The 20,161-nt window shown below is 60.6% G+C and carries 17 protein-coding genes and 1 pseudogene; 5 read left to right on the top strand and 13 right to left on the bottom strand.

Features of this window, described 5'->3' with window-relative positions:
- Positions 1–53: 53 nt before the first annotated feature.
- The 6 genes from ACQUTP_RS00715 to ACQUTP_RS00690 are packed head-to-tail and all read right to left on the bottom strand — an operon-like array spanning position 54 to position 7,565.
- A complete protein-coding gene (locus ACQUTP_RS00715) occupies positions 54–1,484 on the bottom strand; it encodes an amino acid permease (RefSeq protein WP_087770987.1) in 1,431 nt (476 codons plus the stop codon).
- Positions 1,485–1,493: 9 nt separating this feature from the next.
- Positions 1,494–2,489, bottom strand: a complete 996-nt coding sequence (astE, locus tag ACQUTP_RS00710; RefSeq protein WP_004204082.1) for a succinylglutamate desuccinylase — start codon at positions 2,487–2,489, stop codon at positions 1,494–1,496.
- Between the two features lie 10 nt (positions 2,490–2,499).
- The gene (gene astB / locus ACQUTP_RS00705) at positions 2,500–3,840 is read right to left on the bottom strand and encodes an N-succinylarginine dihydrolase (protein WP_004204080.1); all 1,341 of its coding nucleotides are present in this window, start codon (positions 3,838–3,840) and stop codon (positions 2,500–2,502) included.
- 21 nt (positions 3,841–3,861) lie between these two features.
- Complete coding sequence (gene astD / locus ACQUTP_RS00700) at positions 3,862–5,328, bottom strand: succinylglutamate-semialdehyde dehydrogenase (RefSeq protein ID WP_096833847.1); 1,467 nt, start codon at positions 5,326–5,328, stop codon at positions 3,862–3,864.
- A complete protein-coding gene (astA, locus tag ACQUTP_RS00695) occupies positions 5,319–6,341 on the bottom strand; it encodes an arginine N-succinyltransferase (RefSeq protein WP_165473577.1) in 1,023 nt (340 codons plus the stop codon). Before astA ends, astD begins: the two co-directional genes overlap by 10 nt.
- 18 nt (positions 6,342–6,359) lie before the next feature.
- Positions 6,360–7,565, bottom strand: coding sequence for a bifunctional succinylornithine transaminase/acetylornithine transaminase (locus ACQUTP_RS00690; protein ID WP_096833848.1), 1,206 nt, complete (start codon positions 7,563–7,565; stop codon positions 6,360–6,362).
- 169 nt (positions 7,566–7,734) lie between these two features.
- Between ACQUTP_RS00690 and ACQUTP_RS00685 the strand changes: the two are divergent.
- Together ACQUTP_RS00685 and ACQUTP_RS00680 are read left to right on the top strand one after the other, a co-directional pair.
- Positions 7,735–7,881: pseudogene (locus ACQUTP_RS00685) on the top strand (hypothetical protein).
- A gap of 212 nt (positions 7,882–8,093) precedes the next feature.
- Positions 8,094–9,368 carry a Glu/Leu/Phe/Val family dehydrogenase gene (locus ACQUTP_RS00680; RefSeq protein ID WP_004204074.1) on the top strand — a complete coding sequence of 425 codons (1,275 nt, stop codon included), beginning with the start codon at positions 8,094–8,096 and terminating at the stop codon, positions 9,366–9,368.
- A 63-nt stretch (positions 9,369–9,431) separates the two neighbouring features.
- Here the strand turns inward: ACQUTP_RS00680 and ACQUTP_RS00675 are convergent, their stop codons facing one another.
- From ACQUTP_RS00675 to ACQUTP_RS00645, 7 genes are read right to left on the bottom strand one after another with little or no spacing between them, the layout of a single operon-like run.
- Positions 9,432–10,085, bottom strand: coding sequence for an HAD family hydrolase (locus tag ACQUTP_RS00675; RefSeq protein ID WP_080935748.1), 654 nt, complete (start codon positions 10,083–10,085; stop codon positions 9,432–9,434).
- Positions 10,066–10,851 carry an AfsA-related hotdog domain-containing protein gene (locus ACQUTP_RS00670; RefSeq protein WP_004204071.1) on the bottom strand — a complete coding sequence of 262 codons (786 nt, stop codon included), beginning with the start codon at positions 10,849–10,851 and terminating at the stop codon, positions 10,066–10,068. The genes ACQUTP_RS00675 and ACQUTP_RS00670 overlap by 20 nt, the downstream gene beginning before the upstream one ends.
- A 13-nt stretch (positions 10,852–10,864) precedes the next feature.
- Positions 10,865–12,070: an acetyl-CoA C-acyltransferase gene (locus ACQUTP_RS00665; protein ID WP_094334226.1), complete on the bottom strand. Its 1,206-nt coding sequence runs from the start codon at positions 12,068–12,070 to the stop codon at positions 10,865–10,867.
- Positions 12,071–12,072: 2 nt separating this feature from the next.
- Positions 12,073–13,557, bottom strand: a complete 1,485-nt coding sequence (locus ACQUTP_RS00660; RefSeq protein ID WP_257707889.1) for an FAD-dependent oxidoreductase — start codon at positions 13,555–13,557, stop codon at positions 12,073–12,075.
- Positions 13,558–13,617: 60 nt separating this feature from the next.
- Complete coding sequence (locus ACQUTP_RS00655; protein WP_428902323.1) at positions 13,618–14,682, bottom strand: aldo/keto reductase; 1,065 nt, start codon at positions 14,680–14,682, stop codon at positions 13,618–13,620.
- A complete protein-coding gene (locus tag ACQUTP_RS00650) occupies positions 14,679–15,866 on the bottom strand; it encodes an MFS transporter (protein ID WP_017898721.1) in 1,188 nt (395 codons plus the stop codon). Before ACQUTP_RS00650 ends, ACQUTP_RS00655 begins: the two co-directional genes overlap by 4 nt.
- A 49-nt stretch (positions 15,867–15,915) precedes the next feature.
- The gene (locus ACQUTP_RS00645) at positions 15,916–16,914 is read right to left on the bottom strand and encodes an aldo/keto reductase (RefSeq protein ID WP_017898722.1); all 999 of its coding nucleotides are present in this window, start codon (positions 16,912–16,914) and stop codon (positions 15,916–15,918) included.
- Between the two features lie 100 nt (positions 16,915–17,014).
- On the opposite strand from ACQUTP_RS00645, the gene ACQUTP_RS00640 reads away from it, so the two are divergent.
- The 3 genes from ACQUTP_RS00640 to ACQUTP_RS00630 all read left to right on the top strand — a co-directional run bounded on the left by ACQUTP_RS00640 (position 17,015) and on the right by ACQUTP_RS00630 (position 20,148).
- Complete coding sequence (locus ACQUTP_RS00640) at positions 17,015–17,929, top strand: LysR family transcriptional regulator (RefSeq protein WP_117263079.1); 915 nt, start codon at positions 17,015–17,017, stop codon at positions 17,927–17,929.
- A 135-nt stretch (positions 17,930–18,064) separates the two neighbouring features.
- Complete coding sequence (locus ACQUTP_RS00635) at positions 18,065–18,496, top strand: MarR family winged helix-turn-helix transcriptional regulator (protein WP_004204063.1); 432 nt, start codon at positions 18,065–18,067, stop codon at positions 18,494–18,496.
- On the top strand, positions 18,496–20,148 hold the full coding sequence (locus ACQUTP_RS00630) for an MFS transporter (RefSeq protein ID WP_017898724.1): 1,653 nt from the start codon (positions 18,496–18,498) through the stop codon (positions 20,146–20,148). Before ACQUTP_RS00635 ends, ACQUTP_RS00630 begins: the two co-directional genes overlap by 1 nt.
- Positions 20,149–20,161: the final 13 nt, after the last annotated feature.

Here is a 20,161-nt window from a genome sequence, read left to right as displayed (position 1 = left end):
CGGCTAAGACGCCCTGGCCACACCTCTTAGCCGGCCGCCAGGGCCGGCGGGTGTCAGGCGCTCTGATTGTCCAGCTGAAACTGCCCTTCGCGCCGCTGCTTCAGCTTCCAGAAGGCCCACAGCGCGATAAACCACAGCGGAGAAGCCAGCAGCGCCAGCAGCGTGTCCGGGTCAAAGATCATGATGAAGATGGCGAAGGCGAAGAACAGCAGGCTCACCCAGCTCATCACCACGCCAAAGGGCATCTTAAAGATCGACCCGGCATGCAGATCCGGACGCTGACGGCGATAAACCAGATAGGCCGCGAGGATCATCCCCCAGCTGAACACCACCATAATCGCCGCCAGGGTCGAGACGATGGTGAACAGGGTCATCACATTCGGCACCAGGAACAGCAGCAGCGTACCGATCAGCATGCAGAAGCAGGAGAACAGCAGGCTGCGCACCGGAATGCGGGTGCTGCGCGACAGAATGCGGAACTGCCAGTGCGCATGCTTCTCCACCGACAGGCCGTACAGCATGCGGGTGCTGGAGAAGACCCCGCTGTTGGCCGAGGACATCGCCGAGGTCAGCGCCACGAAGTTAATCACCGCCGCCGCCGCGGGCAGCCCGGCTTTGGCAAACAGCGTTACGAAGGGGCTGGTCTCCGCCGACACCCCCGGCCAGGAGGCGACAGCGATGATCACCACCATCGACAGCAGATAGAAGATGATAATCCGCAGCGGCAGCGCATTGATCGCCTTGGGCAAAATGCGCTGCGGATCGCGGGTCTCCGCCGTCATCGTCCCCAGCAGTTCGATACCGGTAAAGGAGAAGATCGCTATCTGGAAGCCGGCGAAAAAGCCGGTGATACCGTGAGGCATAAAGGCCGTCGGGTCGGTGAGATGGCTCAGGGAAGCCGTCACGCCGTCCGGAGAGGTCCAGCCGGTGGCAATCATCCAGCCGCCGGTGACGATCAGGGCGATAATGGTGATCACCTTGATCAGGGCGAACCAGAACTCCGCCTCGCCAAACATCTTCACCGACAGCAGGTTGAGCAGGAACAGGATAGCCAGCATGCTGAGGGCCGGCATCCACGCCGACAGCTCGGGGAACCAGTACTGCATATAGCTCCCGCACACCACCACGTCGGCGATACAGGTCACCACCCAGCTCAGCCAGTAGGTCCAGCCGAGATAAAAGCTGGCCTGCGGTCCGAGATACTCGCCGACAAAGTCGGCAAACGAGCGGTAGTCATGGCGAGTGAGCAGCAGCTCCCCCATCGCCCGCATCACCATATAGGTAAAGAACCCGACCAGCACATAGATAACCAGGATCGAGGTGCCGGCGACGGCGATGTTGCGCCCCGCCCCCATAAACAGCCCGGTGCCGATGGCGCCGCCGAGGGCAATCATCTGGATATGGCGGGCGCCAAGCCCGCGCTTAAGCTGTGACGCGCCTTCACCTCCGGCGGCAGATGGCGCCTGATGTTGATGTTCAGTCATGGTGTTTCCTCAGGCTGGTTGCGGGAGGTGAAGCGCCGCGGCGCGGAGCAGCAGCCCGGCGCGCTGGCCGGTAGCGACCCCGGCATTGGGAAAGAGGATATAGGGGGCACGGGCCTGCACCACCCACCGTTTCTCTGCCTGGCGGGCGATCTCATACCCTGCCGGGAGCGCGGTGAAGTTCTCGACGTTGGCCGCCAGATTGAGCGTAAATTCCCCTTCGCGCTTGATGATGCTCTCCTCGACCAGGAAGTAATCCACCGGCGCTTTATCGCGCGCCGGCAGCGGCGCGTCAGAAATCCAGGCCCGGATCGCCGCGTCGGCGGCGGCGAACAGGCTAAGATCGTTGGCGCCGAACGGCATCACTTTTCCCAGCTCAAGGGTGGCGCTTTGCGCGGCGAACTTTTCGCAGGTGAAGTGGGTGAAGGTCCCGCCCGCTTCGGTATGGCGCACGATGGCGTCCATCCCGCTGGCCTGCAGCAGCTGATAGAAGCCGGGCGAAAAATCCTCCTCGTGGGCCGGGAGCAGCGCAAACTGGCGATACAGCGACCCGCGAATGGCGGTATGCATATCGAGATGACTACGGCTGACCGGCCCCGCCGCATCGGCGGCGCGATAGAAGGCCTGCACCGCCTGCTCGAGAGCAAAAGCCCGCCGCGACTCATTGCCCGGGGTGACCGCCAGATGGCGGCCGCCGAACAGGCGATTGAGGTCGTTGTGCAGATAGCGACGCGCGGCGCGGATCGCCGGCAGGTTACCAAAAACGATCAGCAGCGCCTGGGTGAGCGGCTGCCGCCCCTGGCTCAGATCGTGAGTCAGCTGCAGCAGCAGCTCGGTCGGCGCGGTCTCATTGCCATGGACGCCAGCGGAGAGGATCGTCGCCTGACGCCACGGCGTGGCCGGCAGCAACTGCAGGATGCCCTCGCCCAGCCAGCGGGCCTCGATGTCCGCCGGAAAGGTCCACGCCTGCAGGCGGCAGTGCAGTAAATCGTTAACCAGATGCTCCATCTGCCGCTCCTTAACGCTGAAAATCATAGACAGCGCCCAGACGCAGGATCTGCGTCAGCTCATCCAGCGCCTGATAAACCTCGCGCAGCAGCTGCGGGTCTGCCAGATCGCGGGCGTGCAGCCGGTCACGGTAATGTTTTTCCACCCACGCCGTCAGCTGCTGGTAACGTTCGTCGTTCATCAGGCTGTGGGCGTTGACCGCCTTACGTTCAGACTCGTTGAGCACCACCCGCAGCCGCAGGCAGGCCGGGCCGCCGCCGTTGCGCATGCTTTCCCGCAGGTCAAAAACCGCCACTTCATCGATCGGCGACGCGCTGTCGGCCGCGAGATCGCTCAGGTAACGCCAGACGTTTTCCCGCTGGCGGCACTCCTCTGGCACCACAATCAGCATCTTGCCGTCGGGTTTGCTCAGCAGCTGGCTGTTGAACAGATAGGAGGCCACCGCGTCATCGAGCGACACCCGCTCGTCCGGCACTTCCACGCTGGTAAACGGAATATCGAGACTGTCGCTTTTTGCCCGCAGCGTCGCCAATACTGTCGACTGATCGACAAACGCCTGCTGATGGTGGAACAGCACATGGCGATTGCTGACCGCGATAACGTCGTTATGAAACACGCCGCGATCGATAGCCTGCGGCGCCTGCTGGGCAAACACCGTGTAGCGCGGATCCAGCTGATGCAGGCGAGCCACTGCTTCGCTGGCCTCGAGGGTCTGCCGCGCCGGATACTTCACCGGGGCGATCCCGCCGCTGGCGCGTCGACCGTAGACAAACAGCTGCACCCCCTGCCGGTCATACTCCCGACAGAAGCGGTTATGGTTGGCCGCACCTTCGTCGCCGAGGTCGCCATGCTGCGGCAGCGCCGCGTGGTGGGCGAAGTAGCGCGGATCGGCGAAGGTGGCGCGCAGGATCGCCGAGGTGGTGGGCGCCTCCTGCATGCGGTGCAGCTTATTGTTCAGGTTGGCGACGGTGAAATGAACTTTGCCATCGGCGCTATCCGCCGACGGCGAAACGGTCGCCGCGTTAGCAGTCCACATCGACGAGGCGGAGCTGAAGGCGGAGAGCAGCTGCGGCGCCGCCTGGGCCGCCTGGCGGATGACCTGCTCATCGCTGCCCTCGAATCCCAGGTCGCGCAGCAGACGCAGGTTCGGCCGCGGCTGCGGCGGCAGAATCCCCTGCACGAATCCGCGATCGGCAAGGGCTTTCATTTTATACAGCCCCTGCAGCGCCGCCTTTTTAGGGTTAGAGAGACCATCGCGGTTATTTTGCGAGGCTTCATTGCCGACGGAGAGTCCGGCATAGTGGTGCGTCGGGCCGACCAGGCCATCAAAGTTAGCTTCAAAACCAGACATATGTCCTCACAGGATCCGTTATCAGAATGGCAGGCCCGGCGATACGTTCGCCGGAAGCGTCAGCGTGTCGCTGACCAGAGAGGCCATCGGCCAGGCACAGTAATCGGCGGCGTACCACGCTGCCGCGCGGTGGTTACCGGAGGCGCCCACCCCGCCAAACGGCGCTTTACTGGAAGCGCCGGTCAGCGGCTTGTTCCAGTTGACGATCCCGGCGCGCGCCTCGTCCGCCAGCTGGTCAAACTGTGCCGCATCGCTGGAGATCAGCCCCACGGCCAGGCCATAGCGGGTCTGGTTGGCGAGGCGAATCGCCTCCGGGAAGTCGTCGTAACGGATAACCGTCAGCAGCGGGCCAAAGTACTCTTCATCCGGCACCTCGATACCGGTGACGTCGACGATCCCCGGGGTCAGCACCGTGGAGTGCGGGTCGGGCTGGCGCAGGCGCAGCAGCACCTTGCCGCCAAGCGCCTCCAGTTTCTGCTGCGCCGCCAGCATGTTCTGCGCCGCCTCAAGGGAAATCACCCCACCCATAAACGGCGCCGGCTGGTCATCCCATTTCCCGGCGCGGATCTGCGCGCTGGCCTCCACCAGCCGCCGCAGCAGCGCATCCCCCTGCTCGCCGCGCTGAACAATCAGCCGGCGCGCGCAGGTGCAGCGCTGTCCGGCGGAGATAAACGCCGACTGGATAATCACATGTAGCGCCGCATCAACATCGGCCACATCAGCCACGATCAGCGCGTTGTTGCCGCCCATTTCGAGGGCCAGCATCTTCTCCGGCTGGCCGCCGAAGTAGCGATGAAAGTGGAAACCCGCCGCTGCGCTGCCGGTGAACAGCACGCCGTCGATATCGCGGTTTTCCAGCAGCGCCTGGCCGGTGGCTTTCCCGCCCTGCAGCAGGTTAATCACCCCGTCGGGGACGCCCGCCTGCTGCCACAGCTGGACCGTCAGTTCCGCAGTGGCCGGCGTCAGCTCGCTGGGTTTAAATACGATAGTATTCCCGGCGATCAGCGCCGGAATGATATGCCCGTTGGGCAGGTGGCCCGGGAAGTTGTAAGGGCCGAAGACCGCCATCACGCCGTGCGGCTTGTGGCGCAGCAGCGCTTTACCGTCCGGCATCGTCGACTCGTGAAAGCCCGTCCGCTGGTGATAGGCCTCGATGGAGATGGCGGCTTTGCCGATCATCGCCTGCACTTCGGTGCGGGTCTCCCACAGCGGCTTGCCGGTCTCCCGGGAAATCAGGGTCGCCAGCGCCTCTTTATGCGTCTCCAGCAGCGCGGCGAAACGCTGTACGACGTCAATACGCTCGGCCAGCGGGCGGTGCGACCAGGGATAAAACGCGGCGCGCGCCGCGGCGCAGGCCGCCTGGACGTCGTCGGCCCCCGCGCTGGCCGCCTGCCACAGCAGAGACTGATCCTCCGGGGCCAGTTTGCTCATCGTTGCGCCGCTGCCCGGCTGCCACTGCCCGGCTATGAACTGTGCTTTTACCGCCATGATCTGTTTTCCTCTGGGTTCAGGGTTACCGTATAAACGCGGTCGGTCTCAGTGACCTGCAGCGCATCCAGCGCGGCGGCGTCCAGTGAGACCTGCTCTTCGTGGGCCACCAGCAGCGCCCGAAAATTGTCGAACTGACCGTTGGCGACGAGCGTCGGCGCCGACAGCGTGCCCGCCAACTGCTGAGCCGGCAGGCACTGGCAGTCGCGCACGGCGCGGATCTGATCGGTCTCCGCCTCCAGCACCGGACCGGCATCGAAAATATCCACCGAGCCGCGCCAGCTGAACCCCTCTTTCTCGAGGATCGCCCGCGCGGGGGCGGTGTTGGGGTGCACCTGGCCGATAACCTGACGGGCATTCTCCGGCAGCAGCGAGATATAGATCGGGTACGCCGGCATCAGCTCGGCAATAAAGGTTTTCATGCCGGTGCCGGTCAGCCGGTCGGCATCGGCGAACGGGATCTCGAAGAAGTGATGGCCCAGCGCATCCCAGAACGGCGACTGCCCTTGCTCATCGCTGCAGCCGCGCAGTTCGGCAAACAGGTGCGGCGAAAACCACTCGCGGAAGGCGGCGATAAACAAAAACCGCGCTTTGGAGAGCAGCAGACCGTTGCGGTTGCGCTGATACTCGGGGTCGAGAAACAGCGTACACAGCTCGCTGTGGCCGGTGTGGTCATAGCTCAGATTGAGCAGCTCCTGGGGCTTGTAGACCCCCAGCGCTTTCGAGGCGCGGACCGTTTTCTGAATGCGAAAATTGTAAAACGGCTCGTCCAGGCCTACCGCCACCTCAATGGCGCTGACCCCCACCACCCGCTCCAGCGTGGTGTCTTCCAGCACAAACAGAAAGCCTTGCTGGCCGCGCGGCAGCGCGCCGGCGAAAGTGTCAATGCTGCGGCGGATCCGGGCGGCCAGGCGCCCGGCATCATGGGGTAAGGAGGTCATGCCGATCCCCGCCCGCGCGGCAAGGCGGACGATGTCGTCAAGATCGTTTTCCCGTACGGGACGAAATAGCATCACAGGCCGTCCTCCCGGTTAGCGGATTAAGCGGGCAACGGCGCGATCGAGGCGCACGAAGGCTTCCGCAATATCTGCCAGCGGGATATTGAGCGCCGGCGCGAAGCGCAGCACGTCCGGACCGGCAATCAGGGCGATCACACCCTCTTCCGCCGCCAGGTTGGTCAGGGTTTTGGCCTTCCCGCGCAGCGGTCCCGCCAGCTCGGCGCCGATCAGCAGACCGGCGCCGCGCACGGCGCTAAACGCATCGTAACGGGCAGAGAGGGCATTCAGCTGGTCGACGATCAGCGCATGGCGCTCGCCGACGCCCGCCAGCAGCGGCGCATCCAGATGGGCCAGCACGGCGTTGGCGACGGTCGCCGCCAGCGGGTTGCCGCCGAAGGTGGTGCCATGGGTGCCTGGCTGGAAGACCTGCGCCCAGGCCTCTTTCGCCAGCATCGCGCCGATCGGGAAGCCGCCCCCCAGCCCTTTGGCGCTGGTGAGGATGTCCGGGACGACGTTGTAATGCTGGTAGGCGTAGAGATGGCCGGTACGCCCGGCGCCGGTCTGTACCTCATCAAATATCAGGGTGGCATGATGGCGATCGCAAAGGGCGCGCAGCGCCTGGAGGAACGCCGGGTCCGCCGGGATCACCCCGCCTTCGCCGATAATCGGCTCGACAATCACCGCGCAGGTGCGCGAGGAGATCGCCGCAGTCACCGCCTCGATATCGTTATAGGGCAGATGGGTAATGCCCTGCGGCAGCGGCGCATAATCGCTGGAATATTTCGGCTGGCCGCCGACGGAGACGGTGAACAGCGTGCGACCGTGGAAGGCGTGGTTGAAGGCGATGATTTCGCTTTTTTCACCGCCGAACTTATCGTGGGCATATTTCCGCGCCAGCTTAAGGGCCGCCTCGTTCGCTTCGGCGCCGGAGTTGCAGAAGAACACCTTGTCGGCAAAGGTGGACTGCACGAGGGTTTTCGCCAGCTGCAGCACCGGTTCGTTGGTATAGCCATTGCCGATATGCCACATTTTCGCCAGTTGCCCCTGCAGGGCCTCCGCCAGCGCCGGGTGAGCATGGCCCAGGGCGTTCACTGCGATGCCGCCCGCCATATCAATATACTCTTTCCCCTGCTGGTCCCAGACGCGGGAGCCCGCCGCCCTCACCGGAATAAACGGCGCGGGGGCAAAACAGGGAACCAGGTAAGCGTCAAAATCTTCGCGAGTCATGCTGCCTGACATAATTTATCTCCGGAACGTAAGGCGACGGAAAACGCTCCCGTCGCGTTGGACAATCGACATTAACCCTGACCCTCGGCTTATTTTGGGCACGAGCGCGCCCGCTGCGATGGTAAAAATATTCACCACAGAAAAGTTAAGCCCTATTCTTTGTGCGGGTAATTGTTAATTCATGGTTAATGCCATGTTGTTGTGTGGGCTAATGCTGGCCTGTGAACAATAAGATTGTCAATACGGGGAAACGCAATTTATTCACTTTTTGAAGATCATCAAGATAATGAAAAACATAGAAAAAATATTTTCCTATTCACTTAAGTGAATAAAAATTGAATTAAAATGCACAGCTTGCGGGTGGTTCTTGTGCGTAGTTATTCACTTAAAAAATAAAAAATCTAACAAAAATTTAAAAATCGGAATTGCCGTCAAATACCGCTTTATAAAATTGGTGATACCATTCATTGCACAGAGTTTACTGCTGTAGCTATTCCACGGTTTTACACGACATAAATAACACTGAGAAACAGGACTCTTATGGAAAAGTTATCTTACGCATCTGAAAGTAGTACATCTCCATGGACCACCTACCTGCGCCAGATCGACCGTGTCGCGCCTTATCTCGGCGATCTTGCCTACTGGGTGGAAACCCTGCGCCATCCGAAGCGTGCGCTGATCGTCGACATCCCTGTGCAGATGGACGACGGCACCATTCGCCACTTCGAGGGCTATCGCGTTCAGCACAATCTTTCGCGTGGTCCGGGTAAAGGTGGTGTTCGCTACCATCCGGATGTCGATCTTAACGAAGTCATGGCACTTTCTGCCTGGATGACCATTAAGTGCGCCGCGGTCAATATTCCTTACGGCGGAGCCAAAGGCGGCATCCGCGTCGACCCCTTCTCGCTGTCGGAAGGTGAACTGGAACGCCTGACTCGCCGCTACACCAGCGAAATCGGCATTATCATCGGGCCGCAGAAAGATATTCCGGCGCCGGACGTTGGCACCAACGGCAAAGTAATGGCGTGGATGATGGACACCTACTCCATGAACCATGGCACCACCATCACCGGCGTGGTCACCGGCAAACCGATCCACCTCGGCGGCTCCCTCGGTCGTGAAAAAGCCACCGGACGCGGCGTGTTCGTCACCGGCCGGGAAGTGGCCCGTCGCGCCGGAATCGAAATTGAAGGCGCTAAAGTGGCGCTGCAGGGCTTTGGTAACGTCGGTAGCGAAGCAGCGCGCCTGTTCGCCGGCGTCGGCGCCCGTATCGTGGTTATTCAGGATCACACCGCTACCCTGTACAACGAAGGCGGGATTGATATGGCTGCCCTCACCGCCTGGCAGGCGGAGAAAAAGCAGATCGCGGGTTTCCCGGGCGCCCAGGAGATTGATAAAGAGGCTTTCTGGACTACCCCGATGGACATCCTGATCCCGGCGGCGCTGGAAGGGCAAATCACCCGCGAGCGCGCTGAGAAGCTGACCTGCAAACTGGTGCTGGAAGGGGCCAACGGCCCAACCTATCCGGAAGCGGACGATGTGCTGGCCGAGCGCGGGGTGATCGTGGTGCCGGACGTTATCTGTAACGCCGGCGGGGTGACCGTCAGCTACTTTGAGTGGGTGCAGGACATGGCCAGCTTCTTCTGGAGCGAAGAGGAGATCAACGCCAAGATGGACCGCATCATGACCGACGCCATCATTCACGTCTGCGATAAAGCGGCCGAGAAAGAATGTACGCTGCGTACCGCCGCCTATATCGTAGCCTGCGAGCGCATCCTGATGGCGCGTAAAGACCGCGGCATCTACCCGGGCTGATCCCCGTCAGAAAGTGCACCAGGGGTGGCATTGCGCCGCCCCTTTTTTTTTGCCGTCGCGCCGTCAGCCGACGGTGGACCACAGCACTGGCCATCCCCGACGCTGCGCCTCCGCCAGCAGACCCGGACAGGGATTCACCGCGCAGGGGTGACCAACCACGGTGAGCAGCGGCAGATCCGAGATATGATCGCCAAAGGCGTAGCACGCCGCCAGCGGCTGGCCCTGTTTCTGCGCATAGCACTGGGCATGCGTCGCCTTGTGTTCGCCGATGGCGGTCCGCCAGAGCTCGCCGGTATAGCGGTCATCCACCACCACCGGCTCCGAGCACAGGGCATGTTCCACCCCCAGCGCCGCCATCGCCGGCCAGAGAATGTCGGTCATCGACCCGGAGACAAACACCACGTCATCCCCCCGCGCCTGATGCTGCCTGAGGCGCGCCACCACCTCGTGGTGAAAACCATATCCGCCTTCGCGATACAGATGCTCGGCGACCGCCCGCACCCGGGGGCGCGACTCGTGGCGAAACAGCGAGTAATAGTAGCGGTTGATCGCTTCCCGCGGTTGACCCGCTTCGCTAAGCGCCTGAAGCTGGCGGACAATCGCCGCGGCCGTCAAACCGCACTGCAGCGGATATTCCTCGGCATAGCGGTGCAGAAACAGGAACATACTTTTGCCGGTAATCAGTGTTTCATCCACATCAAAAAAGGCGATGCTCATCCCCGTCCCCCTGCTCAATACTGACCAGATAATGTTGATGGCACTGCGCCGCCTGCTCGCACTCTTTGCGAGTGATGTAGTTAAGGTCATAGACGCTGAAGCTAAAGCCAACTTCCGCTTTGCGGGTGCCGGTCTGGTCAAACCCCACCGAGCATTCGCAGGTAAAGCGGCCATGGGCTGAACTTTTGCGTGACACCACATTGAGGACGATGGTCACCGGCAGCGGAAAAACAAAGCAGGAAAAGGCCACCTGCAGCGAGCTCAGGGTAAAGTACTTCTCCGCCATTGCCACGCCGGCCTCCGCCAGCAGGAATTTTTCCGAGGTGGCGATGATGGTCTGCCGCGCCGCCTCGATCAGCACCATCCCCTGAATATGTTGCCCGGTCTGGTGGTCGCAGAGTAACTCCGAGGCATCCTGCAGGATCAGGCGCGCGCAATAGTTATCCTCATCGCGTTTTTCCGGCGAGGTGATGAGGATATTCGCTTTTTTACGTTTATGTACCAGCCGCTGATGATCGCGGTTGTTTTGATAATAGAGATCCTGCAGATTGACGATCTGGCGGATTTTATCCGGATAGTGCTGACGAATAATGCAGATGGTGCGGGAGATGTCGTCGAGCTGTACCCCCTGACCAATAACGATTTTATCGACGCCGGCCAGCTCGCCGCTCCAGACAAATCGCTCAAACTCATTAACCGTCAGCACATTCTCATGCCGCCGGGCAAAATCGGTAAATTTCTCACCCACCACAATTAATTTTTCCATGGCGCTTGTCTCCTCAGATCGTTTTCACCAGTAACGCAATCCCCATCCCGCCGCCGATGCACAGCGACGCCAGGCCGGTCGGTTGATTCTCCCGGCGCAGCGCGTGCACCAGGCTGACCACGATCCGCGTCCCGGAACTGCCCAGCGGGTGACCGAGGGCGATCGCGCCGCCATGGATGTTCAGGCGGGAAGTAATCTCCTCCTCCGTCATCTGATGCTCTCTGGCCAGTCCCTTGACCACCCCCAACACCTGCGCGGCAAAGGCTTCGTTAATCTCCAGCCGGGCCATATCGCTGAGCTGAAAACCACCGCGGCGCAGGGCGCACGCTATCGCCGGCAGTGGGCCGAGCCCCATCATGGACGGATCGACGCCGCCTTCGCCAAAGGAGACGATCTCCGCCAGCGGCTGCAGGCCATAGCGGGCAACGGCGCGCGCCGAAGCGAGGATCACCGACGCGGCGCCATCGTTCAGCCCGGAGGCGTTGCCCGCCGTGACGCTGCCGTCAGCGCGAAAAGCCGGTTTCAGCGCCGCCAGCTGCCCGGCGCTAAGATCATGGCGGATCGGCTCATCCTCGCGGACCGTGCTGACGCCCCGCTTCGCGCTGACCGTCACCGGCACAATCTCATCGGCAAAATAGCCGGCACGGCTGGCGGCGGAGGCTTTTTGATGGCTCTCCAGCGCATACCGGTCCTGCGCCGCGCGCGAGATCTGCTCCTGCGCGGCGATGGCCTCCGCCGTTTCCCCCATCGGGATCTGCAGCAGCGGATCGGTTAACCCGTCACGCTGGATCACATCCTCACTGCTGAATGCGCCGAATTTCATCCCGCCCCTTATCTCTCCCTGCAGCAAAAACGGCGCCTGACTCATATTTTCCATTCCGCCGGCGACCACCAGGTCGGCATAACCGCTCTGGATATGGATCGCCCCTTCGGTCATGCTTTTCATGCCGCTACCGCAGATCATATTCAGGGTGTAAGCCGGCGTTTGCACCGGGATCCCTGCCCGCAGCGCAACCTGACGCGCCGGTCCCATTCCCTGCCCGGCGGCGAGGACGCAGCCGCAGATCACCTCATCGATCCACGCCGGGTCAATGCCGGCCTGCTGCAGGTTGTGCCTGACGGTGAGCGCTGCCAGCTCCACCGCGGAGACCGTTTTCAGGGCACCAAGAAAGCGCCCCACCGGCGTACGGCAGGCCGCGACGATATAGACTTTGTTCATGATTATTCCATTACGTAGAGCGAGGAAAGATACTGCCGCGTCCCGGCTTCGCTGCCGGTAAAGCCCACATAGCCATCGGGATTAACCACCGCGTAGTCATCGGGACCGATCTGTAGCGCCTCAAGAAACGCCTTGTCCGCCGGCTCGAGGGGGCAGAACATAAACCAGCCGGCCTGCTTCAGGCGGGACAAAGGAGGACAGGCGGCGCGGGCGGAAAAGATCACCACCTTACCGCTGGCGAAGGCGTCATAGCTGTTGCGAAACGTCGCCTGCGGCGAGGCAAAAACGTACCAGGGAACATGGTGTCCTGTGAGGCCGTCCGGCTCCTGCGCCTGCGTCGCGGTGAAACCGGCGTACTGCAGCGGCAGCTGGTGACGATAGTAGTGACGGTTGCAAAACTCCGGAAAGTAGACCCCATCGATATGATTTCTCGGCACCAGACCGGCGATCAGGCCAGTATCATGGTCGGTGGAGCGCAGCACACCGCTCACCGCGGCGAAGCGCTGGGTGCGATAGGACGCCGGCAGTCGGTCAGTGGCCACGCCGTGCAGACAGAAAGCCAGCTTCCAGGCGAGGTTCACCGCATCCTGGACGCCGGTGTTCATCCCCTGCCCGCCAATGGGACTGAACAGGTGGAAGGCATCTCCCGCCAGCATAATATGGTGCTGCAGATTGTCATCGGCGATGCGGTTATAGAAATTGGCGCTGGAGGACCAGGTGAGCCTCTGCGCCGGCGGCACCTGAGGGCAGTAGCGCGCCAGCGCGGCGTTAATCTCCTGCAGGTCCGGCACCGGACGCGGCGACGGCAAGCGCCCGGCTTTTTTAATCACAATCCTGACCTGATTGTCCGGCATGGGCAGGAAAATCAGAAAGCCTTGCTCATCAATATGGTAGGAGGTCCCCGGGAGCGCCGCCGCGGGGTCGAACTGCACATCCGCCATCACAAAATGCAGCGGATAGTCATGACCGCTAAAGCCGATCCCGGCCAGCTCCCGGACGGTGCTGGCCGCGCCGTCGGCGCCGATAATATAGTCATAAGCGGCGGAACAGGCCCGACGGGCATCGTCGAGCAGGGAGACGTGATAGCGCTCCCCCTCCCGCCGCCAGGAGACCAGCTGGTGCCCGCGTTTTACCTCCCGCCCGGCGGCGGCTAATGCCGTTTCGAGGATCTTCTCCGTCCGCGGCTGCGGGATACTGACATGGAAGGGATAGCAGGTGGCGAGTCGGCGGTTATCAATATGCAGAAATTTGCGGTTTTTATAGTAAGCGTAGACTGACTGCACCTGTTTTCCCTGGGCGATCAGTTCCCCGGCAAGGCCTAAGCCGTGGAAGGCTTTAATGGTCGCCGGACTGACGCTCAGCGCTTTGGACCAGGTGGTGCTGTGGGTATTTTTATCAATGATATCAAAATCAATTCCATACTTATTCAGATAGCAGCCAATGATTAACCCTACCGGGCCGGCGCCAACAATGAGTACTTTTTTCACGATCGAGCCTCTCTGTATGCCCCATGTGGGGCATACGCGTGTTGCCTGGGTGCAGGGTGATTAGGGATAGATATCATCGGCCAGACGACGATCGCCGGCGACATTGCAGATATGCCAGTAGGGGTATGGTTTCTCTTTCTCGCTCACGCTGTTGAGGATCGCCGTCTCCTCGTCGCTCAGCGTCCAGTTCAGCGCCGTCAGGTTATCTTCCAGTTGGGCCAGTTTGGTCGCGCCGATCACCAGCGAAGCGATCCCCGGACGGGTACGCAGCCAGTTGAGCGCCACCTGCGCGACGCTGGCGTTGCGCTGGCGGGCAATCTCCTGCATCACCTCCAGGGTCTGCCAGGCCTGCTCGCGGTTGGCGATCGGCGCGGATTCGAACGGCGTGGCGTTCGCCAGGCGACTACCTTCGGGAAACGCCTGATTGCGCGGGTATTTGCCGGTGAGAAAGCCCCCGGCCAGCGGGCTCCAGACGGTGATGCCGACGTTCTGATCGACGCTGAGCGGGATAATCTCATGCTCCAGTTCACGCGCGGCGATATTGTAATAGCCCTGATAGACGCAGAATTTCTCCAGCCCAAGGCGCTCCGAGATCCCCAGCGCCTTCGCCAGCTGCCAGGCCGCGTAGTTGGAGACCCCGATATAGCGAATTTTCCCGGCGCGGATCAGGGTATCCAGCGTGCGCAGGGTATCCTCCAGTGCGGTGCGCGGATCGAACCCGTGAAGGTGATAGATATCGATATAATCGGTCTTCAGCCGCTGCATGCTGGCCTCGACGGCATTGATGATATGGTAGCGCGACGCCCCCAGCGCATTCGGGTTGGGGTCGGTTTGCCAGCGCCCTTTCGTGCCGATAATCACCTGCTGGCGTTTTCCCTTCAGCGCGTTGCCGAGCAGCTCTTCGCCCTGGCCGTTCTTATAACAGTCCGCGGTATCAAAAAAGTTAATCCCGGCGTCCAGCGCTTTGTACACCAGATCGTAGGCCGTCTGCTCAGGCACCACGCCGAATTCCGACCAGTTGCGCCCCGGCGCGCCGAGAAAGGCCCCTTTCTCACCAAACGTCATGGCGCCGAAACAGAGCTCCGAAACCGACAGCCCGGTGGAACCTAAATACCGATACTTCATGCTTGACTTCCTTTTAAAGGTGACAACGTCACACTAGCGATAACCAATCCGCTGGCGGTCAGGCAAGCACCGGCCAGAGGAATGTGAGATAGAGAGACGCCAGAGGCGAGCAGCAGCCCGCCAAACCAGGCGCCGCCGGCATTGCCGAGGTTAAAGGCGGCGATATTGCACGAGGAGACCATGCTTTTACCGCTCTCACTGCTGTCCAGCGCCTGCATCTGCAGCGGCGGAATGGTGGAGAACATCGCCGCCCCCAGCAAAAACACCGCCGCGCAGGCACCAGGCAGCGTCTGAATAGCCAACGGGAAAAGGCACAGGACGACGCTCAGCAAAGCGAGAGTCAGCAGCAGCGCCCGGCGGACGCCGCCGTCGGTCAGTCGGCCGCCAAGATGATTCCCGGCGACCATCCCAACGCCAAACAGCATCAGCACCGGCGGAATAAGGTGTTCGCTCATCCCGGTGACGGTTTTCAGCATCGGCGCGATGTAGGTGAAGGCGGCGAAGACGCCGGAGAACCCGAGGGCAGTGATCAGCAGGCTGCGCAGCACCGCGGGATGGCGGAGCACCTTTAGCTCATCACGGATCCGGCTCTGGGCCGACGGTTGCGCCTGACGGCCAGGCACCAGGGCAATGACTGCCAGGGCGGAGAGAACGCCGATCAGCGTGACCATATAGAAGGTATAGCGCCAGCCAAGGTACTGCCCCACCCAGGCGCCGAGCGGCACGCCCAGAATATTGGCCAGGGTGGCGCCGAGAAACACGGCGGAGACCGCCGAAGCTCGTTTATCTACCGGCGCCAGCTCCGCGGCATAGACTGAGCTTATTCCGAAAAACGAAGCGTGAGCGAAAGCGGTTATTACCCGGGCAATAATTAGCATGGTCATATTACCGGCGATCGCGCAGCCTAAATTTCCAATGGAAAATAAGATCATCAAAAATAACAGCGCCGGTTTTTTGCGATAACGGCTTAATAGCGGCGTAAGCAGCGGCGCGCCAATCACCACCCCACAGGCATAAGCGGTAATAGACCAGGCGGCAAGGGTAATGGATATATGAAAATCATGGGCCACATCGAGTAATAAACCCATAATCACAAATTCGGTGGTGCCAATACCAAATGAACCCACGGAAAGCGCATACACCGCCGCAGGCAATCCCGCCGGACGGGAAACAGCAATAGTCATAAGTTACCTTATCTCCCGCCAGAACGGCGGGAGGAACGTATTCAGGAGATTATTTATCGATTAAATTAAAGTCGCCCTGGTTATAGCGTAAGCCGGCGACGTTTTCGGCAGCGAAAATATGATCGATGGTGAGAATATCTTCAGGCGAGAGCATAATATCGGCCGCAGCGGCATTATCGCGCAGGTGATTGATTTTTCGTGCCCCGGGGATCGGCACGATATCTTCGCCTTTGCTCATCACCCAGGCGAGAGCCATCTGCGCCAGGGTGGCATCGTAGCGGCCGGCGACCTGCTGCAGATGGTCGAGCAACTGCTGGTTTTTGCGCATGGTTTCGGCCTGGAAGCGCGGCAGATTGCGACGAAAATCATCGGCAGCGAAGAGGCTGGGGTCGGTGATTTTGCCTGTCAGGAAGCCGCGCCCCAGCGGGCTGTAAGGGACAAAGCCCACCCCCAGCTCGCGGCAGGCCTTGAGGATGCCGCCCTCCGGCTCACGGGTCCACAGCGAGTATTCCGTCTGCACCGCGGTGATCGGATGCACCTTGCAGGCCCGGCGCAGCGTCTGGGCTGACACTTCCGACAGCCCGATGTGGCGAATTTTACCCTCTTTAACCAGGTCGGCCATGGTTCCCACCACCTCTTCCACCGGCACCGCGGGATCGACGCGGTGCTGATAGAGCAGATCGATGGTCTCGATATTCAGCCGCTTCAGCGACCCTTCCACCGCCTCGCGAATATGTTCCGGACGGCTGTCGACGCCGGCCATCCGCTCCAGCCCCTGGCCGGTCGGCAGAATACGAAAGCCAAATTTGGTGGCAATCTGCACCTTATCGCGAATGCCTTTAATCGCTTTCCCGACAAGGACTTCATTGTCAAAAGGCCCATACACTTCGGCGGAATCGAGGAAGGTCACGCCCATGTCCACTGCGGCATGGATGGTATTTATCGCCTGCGACTCCTCAGCGCCGCCATAGGCAAAACTCATTCCCATACACCCGAGACCCAATGCGGAAACCTGGAACTTCTCTTTTCCGAGATAACGTGTTTTCACCTTATTTTCCTTACGTGCTGAATGTTATTAAATATATACTTCCCTTTTACATTGATAACAATTAATCTATTCCGAACGCGGTGTTAGCTGGAAATTAACAATGAAAACGTTGCCTGATTTGCAACAAATTGAAATATTAATACTCATAGTGAAACATGGTAGTTTTCGACAAGCTGCCAGAGCATTAAATCTTTCACCGCCGGCCCTCACCAGCGCTATTAATCATCTGGAAGAAAAATTAGGCGTGCGCCTGCTCAATCGCTCGACGCGCAGTTTGTCTTTAACCGCCGTGGGTGAGGAATTTCTTAATAATATGACGCCGGTGGTGAATGATTATCGCCGGGTAGTCGACAGTCTGAATTATCACCGTCTGACCCCGGAAGGGGTGGTGAAAGTCAATTTACCGCGTATTGTTCTCGACCTTTTCTTTCAGCGCTATTTTATTGCTTTTAAAACCGCCTATCCTGACGTGACGCTGGAGCTGTTTACCACCGATCGGAAAGTGAATATTATCGAGTCCGGTTTTGACGCTGGCATTCGTTATTCCCGGGATGTGCCCAAAGATATGATTGCCATCCCCTTTGGCGAGAAACTGTCGCTGATCCCGGTAGCCAGCCCGGACTATCTCAGCCAGGCCGGAGCGCCCGACACCCCGCAGTCGCTGATCAATTTTCGCTGTATCAACCGATGTTTTCCCAGCGGCGAAAAGTATCGGTGGGAGTTTATCAGCCCCGACGGCGAGCCAGGCGAAGTCGCAGTCAAAGGCGATCTGGTCGTCGATTCCGATACGGCGATGATCCAGGCGGCGGAGAGCGGACTGGGGATCGCCTTTGTCTATCAGTCGCTGGTCTCCGCGCAACTGAACGCCGGCAGCCTGATCCGCTTATTGCCCAGCTACCGCTACCCGGCGGATCATTTCTGCGTCTACTATCCGAGTCGCAAACATATTCCCGCGCCCCTGCGCGCTTTTATCACCTGGGTGATGGCGCAGAATAAGAGCATCCTCCATGAGTAAATGGCCTGAGGGGGTATCCTCCTGTTCGCTACAATAAACGCACACACCGTTAACCCTTATTTATCCTTTCCCTTGAATTTCGTCGGTCGTCAGGCATAAACTCGTTAGAGCTCTAACGATTTTGGCAGACGACCTATGGACCATCGACAGCTTAACTTCTCCCATCTTTTATATCTGACCGCCCATCACTGGCGGCTGGCGGTTAATCGTCGGCTGAAAAACCTCGGCCTCAGCCAGGCCAGCTGGGTAGCGGTCGCCGCTATCGCCCGCCATCACCAGCCGCTGTCGCAAAGCGAACTGGCGCAGGAGCTGGGAGTGGAGAGCGCGACAATTGTGCCGCTGATCAACCGCCTGGTGACCCTCGGCCTGGTGGAGCGCGTCACTACCGACCGCGATAAACGCAAGCGGCTGCTGGTGGTCACCGACCAGGGGCAGGCCCTCTTCGAGCAGGTCAAAACGGTGGCGGACGATCTGCGTGAAGAGATCCTGACGGCGATTACTCCGCAGGAGCGGGAACAAACTCAGCGGGTGCTGGAAAAGCTGTTGCGTGAAGTGGAGAAGAAATAATGCCCCGTCGTCAGAGTAACCCTTACGCCCCCCATGACTGGGCGCCGCATGAAAAACCGGCCCTGCTCGGCTCGCCATCGACGCCGCTGCACAGCCCGGCGAAGCGCCTGGCCTACGGGGTGGTCGGGCTGCTGGTGTGCCTCACCGGCGCGCTGGGCAACGCGGTAGTCACCGCCAATCTGCAGCTGCTGCAGGGCACCTTCGCCGCCTGGTCGACGGAGATCGCCTGGCTGCCGGCGGTGTATGTCATGACCAACGTCTCCATCAACCTGCTGCTGGTGAAATTTCGTCAGCAGTTCGGGCTGCGCGCCTTTACCGAAGGCTTTCTGGTGCTCTATGTGCTGGTCACCTTCTTCCACCTGTTCGTCAACGATCTCAGCTCGGCGATGATGGTCCGCGCCGCCCACGGCATGGTGGCCGCGGCGCTCAGCTCGCTGGGGATCTACTATCAGGTGCAGGCCTGGCCCGCACGCCACCGCCTTAAAGGGCTGACCATCGGTATCACTGGCTCGTCGCTGGCCATTCCGCTGGCGCGCCTCTTTTCCACCGAGCTGCTGCAGACCGACGAATGGCGCGGGCTCTACTTCTTTGAACTGGGGCTGGCGCTGGTGTCGCTGGCCTGCGTCATCGCGCTGAAGCTGCCGCCGAGCGATCGTAAAAAGGTGTTCGAGAAGAAGGATTTTATCACCTTCTTCCTGCTGGCCCCCGGCATGGCGCTGGTGTGCGCGGTGCTGTCGCTGGGGCGGCTCGAGTGGTGGTTCGAAGCGCCGTGGATCGGCTGGTCGCTGGCGGCGGCGGTGGTGCTGATCGTCGCTGCCATCGCCTTCGAGCATAACCGCAGCAATCCCCTGCTCAATACCAAATGGCTCTCCAGCGGCAGTATCCTGCGCCTCGGTCTGATTATGCTGCTGATCCGCATCGTGCTGGCGGAGCAGAATACCGGGGTGATCGGCTGGCTGCAGTACGTTGGCCTGCAAAACGAACAGATGACCAACCTTGCGTGGTCAATTTTCGCCGGCATTCTGTGCGGGATCATTGCCAGCTGCCTGACGCTTAACCCGCAGAAGCTCTACTGGCCGACCGCCACCGCCCTGGCGCTGATCATGGTGGCCTCGCTGCTCGACAGTCAGTCCAACGCCCTCACCCGCCCGGAACAACTGATGTTCAGCCAGTTTTTGCTTGGCTTCGGCAGCGCCTTCTTTCTGGCGCCGGCGATGCTCGCCGGTATTGGCGGGGTGTTCGCCGATCCGCGCAACCTGGTCAGCTTCTCGGTGCTGTTCGGCATGAGCCAGAACATCGGCGGCCTGCTGGGATCGGCGATCCTCGGTACTTTCCAGACCTGGCGGGAGAAATTTCACTCCAGTCAGCTGGCGGATCAGATCACCACCCTCAACCCGCTGATCGTCGAGCGTCTGCAGCAGTACAGCCAGATGTACCAGAGCCAGATCGGCGACAGCACGCTGCTTAACGTCCAGGCCACGACGCTCCTGCAAAACGCCGCGACGCTGCAGGCCAATATTCTCGCCTGGAATGATACCTATCTGCTGACGGCGGCGATCTCCGCCGGGACGTTAGTGTGGGTTTTCTGGCGCTTAATTCGCTTACGACTAACCGCCCGTATCGCATTAAAACGCGCCACTGGCAGCAAATAATTATCATCATTTC

This window comes from Klebsiella sp. 2-CIP_Kleb., assembly GCF_050378715.1.
In the GTDB taxonomy this organism is placed as follows: Bacteria; Pseudomonadota; Gammaproteobacteria; order Enterobacterales; family Enterobacteriaceae; genus Klebsiella; species Klebsiella quasipneumoniae.
This window is presented reverse-complemented; position numbering and strand designations above follow the sequence as displayed.

What these genes read in the sequence shown, in the direction of transcription:
- ACQUTP_RS00635 (WP_004204063.1), top strand. Translation starts at nt 18,065, where the DNA reads ATGGACCATCGACAGCTTAACTTCTCCCATCTTTTATATCTGACCGCC.
- astE (WP_004204082.1), bottom strand. Translation starts at nt 2,489, where the DNA reads ATGGAGCATCTGGTTAACGATTTACTGCACTGCCGCCTGCAGGCGTGG.
- ACQUTP_RS00690 (WP_096833848.1), bottom strand. Translation starts at nt 7,565, where the DNA reads ATGTCAGGCAGCATGACTCGCGAAGATTTTGACGCTTACCTGGTTCCC.
- ACQUTP_RS00715 (WP_087770987.1), bottom strand. Translation starts at nt 1,484, where the DNA reads ATGACTGAACATCAACATCAGGCGCCATCTGCCGCCGGAGGTGAAGGC.
- ACQUTP_RS00655 (WP_428902323.1), bottom strand. Translation starts at nt 14,682, where the DNA reads ATGAAGTATCGGTATTTAGGTTCCACCGGGCTGTCGGTTTCGGAGCTC.
- ACQUTP_RS00665 (WP_094334226.1), bottom strand. Translation starts at nt 12,070, where the DNA reads ATGAACAAAGTCTATATCGTCGCGGCCTGCCGTACGCCGGTGGGGCGC.
- astB (WP_004204080.1), bottom strand. Translation starts at nt 3,840, where the DNA reads ATGTCTGGTTTTGAAGCTAACTTTGATGGCCTGGTCGGCCCGACGCAC.
- ACQUTP_RS00640 (WP_117263079.1), top strand. Translation starts at nt 17,015, where the DNA reads ATGAAAACGTTGCCTGATTTGCAACAAATTGAAATATTAATACTCATA.
- ACQUTP_RS00630 (WP_017898724.1), top strand. Translation starts at nt 18,496, where the DNA reads ATGCCCCGTCGTCAGAGTAACCCTTACGCCCCCCATGACTGGGCGCCG.
- ACQUTP_RS00675 (WP_080935748.1), bottom strand. Translation starts at nt 10,085, where the DNA reads ATGAGCATCGCCTTTTTTGATGTGGATGAAACACTGATTACCGGCAAA.
- astD (WP_096833847.1), bottom strand. Translation starts at nt 5,328, where the DNA reads ATGGCGGTAAAAGCACAGTTCATAGCCGGGCAGTGGCAGCCGGGCAGC.
- ACQUTP_RS00650 (WP_017898721.1), bottom strand. Translation starts at nt 15,866, where the DNA reads ATGACTATTGCTGTTTCCCGTCCGGCGGGATTGCCTGCGGCGGTGTAT.
- ACQUTP_RS00670 (WP_004204071.1), bottom strand. Translation starts at nt 10,851, where the DNA reads ATGGAAAAATTAATTGTGGTGGGTGAGAAATTTACCGATTTTGCCCGG.
- astA (WP_165473577.1), bottom strand. Translation starts at nt 6,341, where the DNA reads ATGCTATTTCGTCCCGTACGGGAAAACGATCTTGACGACATCGTCCGC.
- ACQUTP_RS00680 (WP_004204074.1), top strand. Translation starts at nt 8,094, where the DNA reads ATGGAAAAGTTATCTTACGCATCTGAAAGTAGTACATCTCCATGGACC.